The organism is Oleiphilus sp. HI0043 (assembly GCF_001634935.1).
The window spans coordinates 1-14,494 of the sequence record NZ_LWEY01001056.1 but is presented as its reverse complement, the minus strand read 5'-3'; the positions used below and the strand labels follow the sequence as shown (position 1 = coordinate 14,494).

Below are 14,494 nucleotides of genomic sequence, written 5' to 3'. Positions count from 1 at the left end.
CCTCTAAAACACTGAGTTTATTTTACCAAAAACAAAGGTTGTCCTGCTGTTTTGGTTGTGGCAACCACCTTATTTCCCTCAAGCGCAATCGTGCTTCCATATTCAACAACTCCAGGACTGCTTAATTCCAGCAGTTTAGACCAGGTCTTATCTTCATGATCCCGAGCATAGATGTAAGTGATACCCTTATCTTCAGAACCCCCTTCATCGAACAGTGAGTGCGAGACAACCAGGTCGTTATCATATAGCGCTACTGCGTTGCCAAAGCTCGAAAACGGTTCATTTACGGGAGCTTTTATATAGAGGTCCTGAGAAAAGTTTCCACTGGCAGCATCTCTTTTAAATGCGTAAACGGCTCCAGAATCGCTTGAATCGTTATTCGACATATCGCGATTGAACCCGGTACTTGCGCCGTCCTCATGGGATGCAGAAACAACCAGATAGTTTTCATTCGAAGCAATTGAGCTACCAAATAGATCACCAGAATCTGCATTCGATGCCTTTATAATTGAACGCAATTCGTGAAATCCCACCTGATTACTATTTATAGCGCTAAAAGCAAACACAGCGCCGGAATTTGACCTACTTAGTACAGGCTCATATGACTCTGGCGAGGGCGAATTATTTATCACACGGTCATTACTTTGTTCATAAGGAGCTGATACAAATACTTGGCCGTCAGGTGTTAAAGAAATAGCACTACCAAAGCGATCTCCCGCAACGGGTTCTAAAGCTTTTAACGTCTCGATATATTGCAAGAAATTGCCCTGACTGAGATTCAGCGAATACATATAAACTGCACCTGAGTTAATGGCTTGCGTGTCGGAAAAGATGCCATTCAGGCTATCTTCTTTTGGTGCAGCAATAGCTAGGCTATGACCAATATACTGCCCAGATGAACTTAACCGAGCGCTTAACGCAATTTGCTCACCAAACCCTTTGTCGAAACCGGAGGCACCTCGAACATTTTCCTTTGCTTTGATATAAGAGTGAAGTGCCCAACTTCCATCTCGCTGCAGCACATAAAGGTAGACTGCGCCAGATTCAGGAGAAAGATTGCTAGCGCTGGCATTTTCAAGTTCTTGAGAGAGCGCACTTGAATAGTCCCCTTCTGCAGTATAGTTAGTGTACACATCTTGCGCAGAGCTATCTTCACCAGGGGCAGAAACTACCAATAGCTCGCCGTCCACAAACACAGATTGACCAAATTTATCGCCTGGCTCAGCATTTGGAGCCTTCAACATCCAGACTAACTCCCAAGAATCGTTTGCATTTCTTTCATAGATATAAACAGCGCCAGAGTCCTCTGAGAATTCATTGACAATCGAGCCGTCAAGGTCATTCTGTATCTGAAGAGCAGTAAATTCACCGGCTGAAGAACTATCTTCCTTTGGCGAACCAAGTACCAAATAATCACCTGATAGTGAAAGATTATTCGATTCAAGTGAATTTTCATCAAACAGAGCTAGAGGATTAGCAAAGTCGGTAATTTCAAGCTCATCAGCTTCATCTCGAAATATTACGAAATTATAAGTTAAAACCTGTTCTACATTCCGCCGCATTCCTTGGAGCTCTAATACAGCGTTCTGTGTTTCTTCGGTACTTTCGCCCCCGTCATCTAGCAGTACGAGATTTCGTAACCTCTCGTCTAATTCGCACTCAAGCCCTGAATACGGCATCTGTAAGGACGCCGTAACTTCTAACGAAATCTCGTTTTTGCCAGGTTTAAGAGTAATATCGACTAACGAAGTGTTTTCTGAAAGATCAACATCAAACTGCCTCGTGTCATTATTATGAGAATGCTCAACGATTACACCAAATTCGCGAACCTCAATAGCCGCCTGATCAAGCCTTTCAAACTGAAGTGTAGAAAGTACAGTTTCACCGAGAGAATCTGCTTGAGTTAACTCAGGCAAAACGTTTGGAGCGAAGAACTGTTCAACCTGAGCAAAGCCTAGCGTAGTAATGTCTGACAAATGCTCTAAATTAAACTGATAATCAAACTGCCTATAATCAAAGCTAAATGGAAGACCAGAAAACGATACACTATCGAGCAACACTGGTGTCTCGTAAGGAGAATCTTCCAAACAATAAGGACTAGGCTCGGGTTCAACTTCGGCGGGAATTATCAAATCATCCTGCCTACCACAAGCAATTAAAATGAAACTTAGAGATATGACAGATAAAGTTTTATAAGAGCGGGCGAGCATGAATATTTTAGTCCTTTAGATGCGCGGCTATGATCGAACTATTGAGAAGAAAGAATACAAACCCTTAAGGCAATGACGATAATTATACGTGTATATCAAAGCAACAATCATGATATTGAACACATTTCTTTAAAGATTTATCAAACAACTAATAAAAATTAGTGACTTAGAGTGTGTTAAACTTGGTTTAATTAACCGTAGATTCCAAATTTCTTCTTTTCGACCCTTATGATTAACAACTCAGAGCCATCACAGAAAAATAGTTCACCAGCTATTGAGCCTAGCCGCAAGTTTTCAGTCGCCCCGATGATGGATTGGACTGATCGCCACTATCGCTATATGGCACGCCTACTTTCAAAACATACCCTTCTTTATACCGAAATGGTGACTACTGGCGCAATTATCCATGGGGGTGCTGATCGATTTCTCAGGTATAACAATGAAGAACACCCTATTGCACTTCAGCTTGGTGGGAGTAAGCCGTCCGAGTTATCACGATGCGCAGAAATTGCCGCTCAATTTGGCTATGACGAGATCAATTTAAACGTTGGCTGCCCAAGCGACAGAGTGCAAAATAACATGATTGGCGCTTGCTTAATGGCTCACGCTGACCTCGTTAAGCAATGTATTTCTGCGATGAAAAATACTGTAGACATCCCGATCACTGTTAAGCATCGAATTGGAATAGATGAACATGATAGCTATGAGTTTGTTCGTGATTTCGTATCGAAAATCGCTGAGGACGGATGTAAAACTTTTATCGTTCATGCGCGTATCGCCATTCTTGATGGCTTAAGTCCAAAAGAAAACAGAGAAATCCCACCTCTAAAGTATGAATATGTCTATCGCCTAAAAAAGGAATTTAAGGACCTTGAAATCATTATTAACGGCGGAATAAAGTCTATCGATTCGTGCAAGCAACACCTTAAGCTAGTTGATGGAGTAATGGTTGGACGCGAAGCCTACCAGCACCCATGGTTACTTTCTAGCGTCGACGAACAATTGTTTGGAGCAAAACCCCATGGTAAAAGCCGTCACGACATTATTCACGACATGATGCCTTACATTGAAACACAGCTTAAAGGGGGTCAAAAGCTTCATTACATTACTCGCCATTTATTAGGCCTCTTTCATGGACAATCCGGTGGCAAACAATTTCGCCGGTATTTAAGTGAAAACGCATACAAAGATGGAGCCGATCTTAAAACGCTAGAACAGGCGCTTTCTCTTGTGCCTGAAAAATGATTGGGATTGTCATATTCTTAAGCTAAAAAGCTGCTATCGTTTATAGATATGGAATACAAAAAGGAAATCAGAAATCAATGGCAAGTAAATTAGAACAGTTAAGACAGTACACTACCGTAGTCGCAGATACAGGTGACATTGACGCGATAAAAAAATGGCAGCCACAAGACGCAACAACTAACCCATCATTAATACTTAAGGCTGCCCCCCTCCCTCAATACCGCCCCTTAATTGACAACGCAATTAACTATGGATCTAGCCAGGGCAAGAGTGACCAAGAGCAGCTTTCTTTGGCATGCGACCACCTAGCAGTATCAATTGGTACCGAAATATCAAAAGTCGTTCCAGGCAGAGTTTCCACTGAAGTAGATGCTCGCCTTTCCTTTGATACCCCTGCCACAGTAGCCAAAGCTAAGTCCTTGATTCAACTTTATGAGGATAGCGGCGTTAGTAAGAGTAGAATTCTTATCAAGATAGCCTCCACATGGGAAGGAATTAAAGCGGCTGAGCAGCTGGAGAAAGAAGGCATCAATTGCAACTTAACCTTATTGTTTGACTTTGTGCAAGCTAAAGCAGCTGCAGAGTCTGGCGCCTTCTTAATTTCACCCTTCGTAGGTCGCATACTTGACTGGTATAAAGCAAACACCGACAAAGACCAATATCTTCCGCATGAAGACCCTGGCGTCATTTCGGTTTCAGAAATTTATAATTATTATAAACAACACGGCTTTAGCACTGTTGTAATGGGTGCAAGCTTTAGAAATACTGATGAAATTGAGCAACTAGCTGGCTGTGACCGGCTTACCATTAGCCCGGAACTACTGAAACAACTATCTTGTGACAATGGTAGCCTCGAACGAAAGCTGATTGTACCAAATTCGACTTCGACACAAGGTTTAGTAACTGATCAAGCAAGCTTTCGCTGGAATATGAACCAATCTCCAATGGCAACTGAAAAACTAGCTGAAGGCATCAGAAAATTTGCTATTGACCAAGTAGCCTTAGAAGGCTTGCTCAGAGACCACCCAGAATGATTCAGCGTTTAATTGCCAAAATAACACAATCAAATCAAGACCAAGCACTATCTGAAACTGACATTTCTACAGTTGCTACCGCATTATTAATTGAGGTTATTAATGCGGACCATAAACAAACCGAGTCTGAGTGGCTGGTACTTCAAGAGCATTGTGCATCTGCGTTTCAGCTTTCAATCAGTGACACTGACGCTTTAATCCGTGAAGCGCGCGAACTATCTCGCTCTGCCACCTCGCTTTGGGAACATACCGACCTTATAAATAAAAAGTTTGATAGCGACTCAAAATATCGCTTAATTCTTGCGATGTGGAAAATTGCTTACGCTGATAGCGATATTGATCGTTATGAAGAGCACCTGATCAGAAAGGTCAGTGATTTGATTTATATACCTCACACCCTGTTCATCAAAGCGAAACACGAAGCTAGTAATATATAGCACTTAGTTTTAGAACGGACGTCATAAATGATAATTATCGGACATAGAGGTGCTCGGAACGAAGCGCCGGAAAACACTGTAACGGGCTTTATTCATGCTCAATCAAATGGCTGTTTGGATTTCGAGTTAGACATTCAATTATCTTCAGATGGAGAGTTGGTAGTCTATCACGACCGAAATTTGTCACGCACAAGCAACCTGCAAGGCAAGATAGCTCATTATCCCTATTCTTTTCTAAGCAAAGTTGATTCCCGACATAATACACCAGGCTGGCACTCTCCCTGTTACATTCCACACCTACAAGAAGTGGTAGATAGCGTACCAAATACTCGAAGCTGGCAATTTGAAGTAAAGAACGATCATCGGCATGTATTGAAACTAATTGTAAAGCGATTACAAGATTTTTTTCGCAGCAATAATCTTTATGATAAGGCAACGGTTACTTCTGCCAGCCGCTGGATTCTACATGAAATAAACCGATTATCGCCAGAAATAGACACCGGCTATGTCGCAGAATACCGGTATCGCAGGCCATTGAAGACCGCTGTATCGCTCGATTGCAAGCTACTGGTCATCAACAACAGGTTGATTAGCCCAACCTTATTGAGAAACGCAAAATCTTATGGGCTTGAGGTATCATGTTGGACGGTGAATAGTATTGAAAGAATGGAAACCCTAAAAGCAATGGGCGTTCATAGTATTATCACTGATATTCCGAGCTCTGCACTGCATCACTTTAATTAGATATCGCGCTTTCAAACAACTAAGCTAGGCAAGCCAAAAACGGCTACTTACCATAAGGCTAAGAGCGGAACATAATCACCCTTAGCCTTCATCTTTAATTCAAATACGCTTCCTGAAAATCTGAAACCCCATTATCATTAGAGTCCGAATTGTCAGGTTTAGTATTTAACAGATACTCTTCGATATTTGTTAAATTATCCTTATCCAAGTCTTTGAACTTATCGCTTGGGTCACTATCATCCAAGCCGTAAAGCATCTCGAATATTCCCGGCATCCCGTCTGAATCTTGATCCGTCACACCGATAGGCATTATATCGACGAGCGAGTCATACACACTTAATAACGCAAAGTCACTCTGGCCTGCGACTTGTTGCGGCAAGACTTTCATCATTAGCTCATCTTCTGTGGCTTGCTGTATCAGATACTTTGTTGGTTCGCCATCATCTGTAGGCTTATTGTCCTCGATATAGACTGCCCGCGTTTCTTGAGAGTTAAATAAAGAACTAGGATCGTCAACGATAGCAATGAAGTGCTGGTTTTCTTCATGAAGATCATAAAACGTCGAGTATTCAGCTAAACCGTATGATTTATGCAACAAACTGCCTGCCACCGGCACCTCTAGTGAAGCCAGAGTAAGTTGATGCCCAGATCCGAAGTAGATCAATTCACCATTTTCAGATAACTGAATGGGCCCGCTAAGCGGTTTCTCTGATGATTCAAAAATAGTGGATATTTCATCAGAGGCAATACCAAACGTCGATAAGTCCAAGGTCATTGAAAGTACTTCATTGTTTGGATGATTATCTACACGAACAACTGCAAGAATATCAACCAAAGTAGTGCAGCTGTCATTGCGACAGGCTAATTTAATACTGTCTGGCAAAACATCATATTCGATGTCCACAATACTACCAAGCAGCGCGCCAGCAGCATCAAACATAATCAATTTGTAGCGCTCTTCTAAAGCGGTGGAGTTTCGCGTGAAAACAAACAAGTTATCGCCCAATCCACTTATATGTACAACATCTGAATCTTCAGCAGCGAGCTGAACAAACGGAACCAAGGGGCTGTCACTTTCAAGATTTTGATAATAAATAGCTCCTTCGTCATCTGCAAAATATAACCTTTGTAAGCTTCCTGAAAGCGCGGTTACTACATCACCACTTACCGGTGTATGCGGGAGATAATACGATGTATCTTCAGAAGCCCCCATTCGATATCTGATGATTCTATCCCAGCCTTTACCGGAAAACGTTACGACATTTTGACTCCCTGCACTTATATCATCCCAGCTGCCATTGCGAACTTGGTCGATAGAGGCCTGCCCCGCCATCCACGCGGAATAGCACTTCCTGTCAGAAGGATCATCATTATCAATTACGCCATCAGTTAATCTATGACAACTCCTATCAAGTGGAAAATGATCAAACATCTCTTTCGAGCTTTCCGTGACGTACCGATCAGGTACGCCGTCTGCATCACTATCTATCTTTGACGGGTCTGATATATATGAAAGTTGAACGCAATATTCACTGTTTCCTATGTTACTAAGTCGATATTCATCAGCATTACAAGAGGCTGTGCTCTCAATTAATCTCGGAGGGTTTGCGGAATCATAAATAACTTCATAACGAGATTCGGTGTCATTATTTTGATTGCCATCAAACAAGCCATCTCCATCTGTATCGTTCTTAGCAGGATTACTTTGGGTAAGCAGCACTTCAATACCATCCGGCAATCCATCAAAATCAGTATCTGCAACAATAACTGAAGAATCTTCATTATTTTGATCTAAGTCGTTGACATACAGATCATCATCTATGTCTTCATCGCCATCACTAAGGCCATCCCCATCGGTATCAGCCCTTAAAGGGTCAGATACTTTAAAGTTTTCTTCGTTGGATTCCAGCTCCTGGTAACTTGTATTGATATCGAGCGGATTAATATCAAAACGGGTATCACCATAGGTTTTCTCAATCAGCATGAGCTCGGTATAATCAGTAAGCCCGTCACCATCACTATCCGCTAGAGAAGGATTAGAGATATATCGAATATGAATTTTACCGATAACCTCAACACCCGCATCAAGCTCATCACCTTCAGCAACAAATGGCTCGTTTAGCGAAGTGCCAGCATCATTGACTACAATTCTCGCGACGTCTGTAACGAGATATTCGTAGGCAGCACCCTCGAAGCTATTGGAAGGCGGATTCCAACCAGTAACACCACTCTTTGAATTAAGGTCTATATCGAGATCACGACCAGTCTTGAGCAACGTTAACTCATCAAGACCGAAACCATAGACCCATACTTCATCTCCATCTTTAAGCCCATCAACATCACTATCGTTATTGTCAGGCGAGGTGCCTAAAATATGAACCTCAATGCCATCTAATAACGAATCGTTGTCGCTATCAGGCTGCAAGGGGCTATCATCCTGCCCATCCGCTAGAAAATCATTGTCAGTATCTGGATTTAGTGGGTCAGTTAACGATAACGTAAGTTCTTCATTGTCATCGATCCCATCAAGATCAGAGTCTGCTAAGAGAGGATTGGTACCTATAGCTAGCTCTTCGCTATCAGTAAGCTCGTCGCCATCTGTATCTGAACCAAGGGGGTCTGTGCCTTCCTGATCAGCTCGATTAATTTCATCAAAGTCTGAAACACCATCTTGATCGCTATCCTCTGGACTTGGGCATGATACAGCCTGATAGGCAATGCACGTCCCATAACCCAACTCTTCGATATTGCTTAAGCCATCACCATCTTGATCATCAAGGGCATCATTAACTTCATTGCCATCGCTATCAACAGTATCGAAAAGAGTGAAGGAAAGATTAAGCTCAACATAGTCGCTCAAACCGTCGCCATCACGATCTTCGTCACCATCTCTTATACCATCATCATCTGAGTCAGTATCAAGAGGATCTGTTCCCGTAATCAAAATCTCCTGCCCATCGCTTAGACCGTCGTTATCACTATCGCTGAGTACAGGACTAGTTAACTGATCTGCTATTGAAATGGGAGTACAGAGAACTTCGCTTAACTCAAGACCTAGTTCAGTAGCATCATTCAGGCCATCGAAGTCAGTATCACTTTCAGCAGGATTACTGACTCCAAGTTCTATGAAATCACACAACAAGTCACCATCTGTATCTAACAATAACGGATCTATTGTTAGGTTTACGTCAGGCTTACGTAAACGAAAATCGTCTGAATAACTGTCATAGACATAAGTGACCTCTAAAACGTCAGAAAGCCCATCACCGTCACTGTCTGACAACCTTGGGTCTGAAACCGGGTTTAGATTAGGAAGCTCGGAACATGATACAGGATCGCCTGACAAGCCAAGCTCAAATGCGTCACTTAATTCGTCAGAATCAGTATCGCTAAGTGCAGGGTCTGTTTGAAGATACTCACCATCTTGATCGTAAATATCTTCAAAAATATCACAAATCAAATCACCATCAGTATCTATGTTATTAGGGTTTGAGCCAACCAAAGTAACTTCGACATAGTCAGATAAACCATCTGAGTCGCTATCGGCATTATTTGGGTTAGAATTGCTATGATTTAGCTCGTAGCTGTCAGAGAGGCCATCACTATCACTATCAATCTCACCATCTAGCAGGACTCCATTACGCGACATACTGTCAAGCGGGTCGCCACCAAAGATTACTTCCTGGCCATCTTTAAGGCCGTCACCATCAGAATCAGGGTTAAACGGGTCAGTCGATGCAAAAAACTCCTCTCTATCATTTAAGCCGTCTTCGTCTGAATCGAAACTGAGAGGATCACTGAACACGTCCCCCTTGAAAAGAGCATCACAATTTAATGTAACGATACCCAGCTCTCTGCCATCTGTTAAGCCATCGCCATCCGAGTCTGAATTCAATAAATCTGTCCCTGTTAACTCGAGTTCTTGAGCATCACAGATAAGGTCGCCATCAGAATCATTGTTATCGGGATAGCTGCCTATCGTAATAATCTCATCATAGTCACTTAAGCCGTCGGCATCGGTATCACCTGAAGTCAGGCTGACTCGATGCTCGATACCCAGGCTGTCGGTAAACGAGTATTGTTGTTCGAACAAATCCGATAAACCATCTAGATCCGAGTCCGAAGGCGTAGGACATTCATCACTCACATCAACACAGCTACCTAGACTACGTTCCAATGAATTGCTTAGGCCATCATCATCCATATCTTCGCTATCTGAATCAAAATCCCTAGCAATTATGCTATTAAAATCTGTTGAAAAGTCATACTCTTCAGGCTGGTCGAAGTTGGAAAACTGAGCAAGCGTACCTTCTGCAAATAAGGACTCCCACCATTGAGGTAAGCCGTTGTCATCGGAATCTCCAACTTGAACCACATCAAACCTTAAGCCGGCAGAACCGCTTTCATCAATATTTGAAGGCTGAGTTAGAGCCAAAACATTAAACCCGGTAGGTATTAGAGCAACAAGCTCACGACCGTAATAACTTTGCTCAAGACTCCACTCACCTGTAAGGCCATAACTTAAGCGTAATGCATTATTAGCGCTCATAGATTGAATATGATGATCCTGGTGATAGATACCCAGATTAAAATTACTGCTATTGTCATATTCGAAACTTAAATCATTCGTGTCAAAGGTAACGCCGTTCGAAATATAGAGTTTTGAACCAGCGACCTCTTCTTTCACATATAAGGGTGACACGAGTGTTTGATCTGATTCAAAAATAGTTTGTGACAAACTCTTACCAGGAACATCCACGACAAGTTGCACCAACTCACTGCTATTACTCCTAAAGCCCCATAGTGCTGCGCTATCGGCGTTCTGCCACACGGCCGAAGACAATTGAATATTACTTGAGAATGGTGACACATTAACCGGAGATTGGCCTGCCCCCGCATCTTCAAACATAAAGATATTCTCACTAGCGCCGTCTGCAGAAACTGAAGCCAGGAGAAAATCACCCTGATCAACTAAGGCAATAACCGCTTGTTTTTCGGGAAGCAGATAACTAAGAGTTAGGCTTGGCTCTGCTTGGGTAAGATCAGCACTCCAAATCGAACCATCACTAAACCCTAAGTAGAGTAAATTACTATTGGTGCGCGCGTAATTAGCGGAGGTAATTCTCGCATCTATATCGCCTTTCCCGATTGCCTTGGTAAACCTTCCTTGATCAGCTTGAAATCTAATTACTTCAGGCCAAGTATCGTTAAAAAATAAAACTTCCTGCTTACTAGATTCGTCTATTTGAGGTTCAAAGCTCACTTTGATCTCATCAGCTTTATTTCTGGCTAGCCATGTGGCATAACACGTCCCCTGAGGAACGAAAGACTCAGAAGCATTTTTGTTGTACGCTAACAAATCATCAGGGTATAAAACCTGATATAAGGTCTTATCGTCAATAGCTAGTGAAGACTCCTCTTCACGATCTAAAACCCCATCGTTATCGGTATCAGAGCTTGACGGGTCGGTAAGCGTAAGAGCAACTTCGACACCATCGCTAAGCTGATCACCATCACTATCTGGTATAAGAGGGTTTGTTGAAGTCAAATACTTCTCGACACCATCAGATAAACCATCGCCATCGAAATCAGCGGAAAGAGGTTCAGTGCCGAGTAACAATTCTAACCCGTCTTCAAGTCCATCGTTGTCGGAGTCACTACCATTTACAAGTGTCCCATTTACTAATTCTAACTCATCGGTTAGACCGTCATGATCCTTATCATCACCAATTGATGGGTCCGCATCATCAATTGGGTCACTACCCCAGATGAGCTCAAAACCATCTGAGTAACCATCGCCATCACTATCAAGTAAAACTGGGGAGAGGTTTAATTCACTCTCAGTAAAGTCATTAATCCCATCAGAGTCAGAGTCTCGCAAATGAGGGTTGGTTGAATAGGCGCTTGTAAGTTCCACCAGGTCGGGCAGGCCATCAGAGTCTAGATCATCTGGGCGACCCTCGCCTTCCACTGAACAGTTCTGATCAAACCTGAAATAGTCGCGAAAGTTTGGAACTCCATCGCCATCACTGTCAACAAAAGCGTTTGAAGCATCAGTAGAACCGTTCAACTTATCGATATTTAGCCCTACAAAAGCTTTCGCACCCTCGTATGAAAACGAGTCTTGAACCTCATTGTCTTCAGCAACAAGGGGAGCAAGCTCTAAACGAATTAAATCACCATACCTTAGCTTTTCACCAGGATAGGTAAAATCTTTAACTAAACGATCCAGCTCACCATTTATATACCAACGAGCTTCAAGCGTTTCCAACGCAACAGCGCTGAACTTGGACAAATCTAGACTCACTGATTCGCCCTCCTCAACAACGACGGGAGTAATGGAAAACTCAGTTAGCTCAGAGTCTGTTTCGATAGTGGGGAGCCTAAGTGTTTCAGTACGACCGGACTCCTGCCCTATGCTGTACGAATATTCTACAGATATTACGTCGCCAAACCTGATGTTTGTCTCTGGGTTTGTCGGAAACTCAAAAGAGCTTTCTCCTGGAACCTCAACATCATTAATAAACCAAACTGGTGTGAAATTTGCTGCCGCGTAGAAGTCATCGTTCTCTGTACTACTGATCAATCGTGCTTTAACGCTTGCATCTACCGGATGAAGATTTTCATCCCAGTATTCAGTATCTAAAACAGGAATATAATTACCAAGATCACCTACAAAGACTCCTTCAAGCGTGGCAAGACGAATGTCTTGCTGACTGGAAAAATCTGCTGAGCGTTTAAGGTAAATAGTCGCTTCAATGACATCTCCGTATTCAAGCTTACTGGCTTCGTACAGATACGGATATCGTTTATCAGTAAAACTATATACTAGTGAATCTGTAGATATATCGTTTACAGCCCATTCGACATACAAATGATCTGCTATGTGCGCGCCTGACAAATCAAGCTGACCAGCACTTAAAAGGGGCGGATTTTCATCGTCTGAATAATCAGAGTTTAGGACAAAACCATTAGTCCCAATTAAATGCGTGGAATAACTATATTCTATCAACTGTTCATCTAGCGCTTTGACACTAAGATAGATTGTTAGCGTGTCACCAAATTCACCTTGCCCAGAGTCTAATGACACAGTATCGGTAGAATTCAAGCCTTCGAGTGATTGAACACTGCCGTCCCTATAGCGCTCAATTTCGTAACGTACGGCTATATCATTGGCAAATCGAGTTAAACTAAGGTTTCCTAAGTGAGGGGTAAGTAATCTACCCGGCTCTGGAAACGTCAAACCAAAATTAATACTTACCACATCGCCGTTTGAGTCGAATATTGCCGAGTTAGACGTCTCAGGCTGTATCAATAAGTTCGAACCTAAAAGAACAAAGTTCGAAGTGTCTTCTTCGACACTAGGTATATAAAAAGATGAAACAGATTGTGTAGTTAAGGAGTAATAGCTAATCGCACCTCCGCTAAATGCCAGATACATCCGTCTTAATTCAGAGTCGAACAAAAGCTTCTGTACTTTTTGATAATTACTGTACTTGTCTTTAGGCAGCTGTACGTGACCTAAGAACCTATCCCTATTGCCGCTTTCTCTAATGATAAAATGCCAACTGTCGTCAAAATACCAGTACTCATCTAGGTCTGAGTTGTAAACTTCGGCTTTGCTATCTGTTGCTGCTAAGATGTCAGCAAAACAAGGAAGATTGTCATTAGCGTCTATAACGCCATCTCCGTTCACATCATCAATTCCAGACAACGGTTCAGGGCATTTTTCTCGAAAATCTACAGCATCGACATCAACGACCGAAGCATTTATATCCCCCAAATATATGGACGATTGTTTGTCGCTATAGGTAAGCGTCGCATTTATGGCTTGGCCTGCCTGAAGGTTTGAAATAACTGACAAGTCGCCGGTAAGGCCCTCAGAAGCTGCTAGCTGGAAGGGGCTGGCTTCCTCTTCATCATTGATTTGATATTGGACAGAAAAAGATTCACCAATCAAGTCAAGATCGAGAAACTCTCCGACGTTTTCATTATTGTCACCGCAAACAGGATATAGCTCGCATATTTGATCAGTTGCTTTAAATTGAAGGACGATCTTAGAGCCTGCGTTAACGAACTCGGAGCCTGTCACAGGATCTTGATTTTCGCTTACAACCCTAAATTCAAGTGTTGAGAAATCAAAGATTGTGAAAGGTAGTTCAAATCCGAATTGCTGTTCATCGACCTCTACTGCTTTTGTCTCAGGGTTAACCTGAGCTTCTGTTGTGAGCTGTACATATGCAGAATACGAACCCGCTTTTGATCCATCGATTTTTAGTTCTAAGAAACGCGCACTTCCACTATCGAACAGACGAGAGGAAATAGTCGCATTATGCGTATCAGGTGCTACGTTGATGCTGGAAGCGACCTCTATTTCAACCGACATATCCCCAACCAATATACATTGGGAGTCATGAGGCGCACAGCTTAGCTTTTCATCATCACCTGTCTGAACTTCCTCTATTGGGATTGTCAGAACTAGACTTTGATCTATAGGCATTAGTAAAGCGTCTTCGAATTGCACAGAAACCGAACGCAATCCATCATAACCATTATCGACAATCTCATTGGGAGTTGATGGGTCAGGGTCATCATTATCGAGCATTCCGTCACCGTCAGAATCTACACCACCAGCCGCTCCAACCAACGCTAAATTTTGCAAATAAGAATTGTATTCACCGAAATCAGAGTCTTCGCCAACAAGCAGTTCAAACTCTTGCTCTAACAGTTGGCCCAATTCACTAACGTTCACCGTGGTATCTGGGATAAATGCGGAAGACGGCTCTCTCGTTGCAAANATACCACGGTGAACGTTAGTGAATTG

The 14,494-nt window shown here is 42.5% G+C and carries 6 protein-coding genes; 4 read left to right on the top strand and 2 right to left on the bottom strand.

Annotated elements, in window-relative coordinates:
* Positions 1 to 17 precede the first annotated feature (17 nt).
* Entirely contained in the window at positions 18 to 2,132 is a 2,115-nt protein-coding gene (locus A3729_RS11105; protein ID WP_197475807.1) for an FG-GAP repeat protein, read from the bottom strand.
* A 306-nt stretch (positions 2,133 to 2,438) separates the two neighbouring features.
* On the opposite strand from A3729_RS11105, the gene dusA reads away from it, so the two are divergent.
* The 4 genes from dusA (at position 2,439) to A3729_RS11085 (ending at position 5,670) form a co-directional block, all read left to right on the top strand.
* Positions 2,439 to 3,455: a tRNA dihydrouridine(20/20a) synthase DusA gene (gene dusA / locus A3729_RS11100; RefSeq protein ID WP_068633830.1), complete on the top strand. Its 1,017-nt coding sequence runs from the start codon at positions 2,439 to 2,441 to the stop codon at positions 3,453 to 3,455.
* Positions 3,456 to 3,532: 77 nt separating this feature from the next.
* Positions 3,533 to 4,489 (top strand): transaldolase, encoded by a 957-nt coding sequence (gene tal, locus A3729_RS11095; RefSeq protein WP_068506497.1) that lies wholly within the window; start codon positions 3,533 to 3,535, stop codon positions 4,487 to 4,489.
* Entirely contained in the window at positions 4,486 to 4,926 is a 441-nt protein-coding gene (locus A3729_RS11090) for a TerB family tellurite resistance protein (protein ID WP_068506495.1), read from the top strand. The genes tal and A3729_RS11090 overlap by 4 nt, the downstream gene beginning before the upstream one ends.
* Positions 4,927 to 4,953: 27 nt before the next feature.
* Positions 4,954 to 5,670 carry a glycerophosphodiester phosphodiesterase gene (locus A3729_RS11085; RefSeq protein ID WP_068506491.1) on the top strand — a complete coding sequence of 239 codons (717 nt, stop codon included), beginning with the start codon at positions 4,954 to 4,956 and terminating at the stop codon, positions 5,668 to 5,670.
* 94 nt (positions 5,671 to 5,764) lie between these two features.
* Here the strand turns inward: A3729_RS11085 and A3729_RS11080 are convergent, their stop codons facing one another.
* A complete protein-coding gene (locus A3729_RS11080; RefSeq protein ID WP_156497903.1) occupies positions 5,765 to 14,422 on the bottom strand; it encodes a hypothetical protein in 8,658 nt (2,885 codons plus the stop codon).
* Between the last annotated feature and the right edge of the window lie 72 nt (positions 14,423 to 14,494).

Excerpts from the sequence above, each read along its gene's own strand:
- dusA (WP_068633830.1), top strand. The coding sequence starts at position 2,439 with ATGATTAACAACTCAGAGCCATCACAGAAAAATAGTTCACCAGCTATT.
- tal (WP_068506497.1), top strand. The coding sequence starts at position 3,533 with ATGGCAAGTAAATTAGAACAGTTAAGACAGTACACTACCGTAGTCGCA.
- A3729_RS11090 (WP_068506495.1), top strand. The coding sequence starts at position 4,486 with ATGATTCAGCGTTTAATTGCCAAAATAACACAATCAAATCAAGACCAA.
- A3729_RS11085 (WP_068506491.1), top strand. The coding sequence starts at position 4,954 with ATGATAATTATCGGACATAGAGGTGCTCGGAACGAAGCGCCGGAAAAC.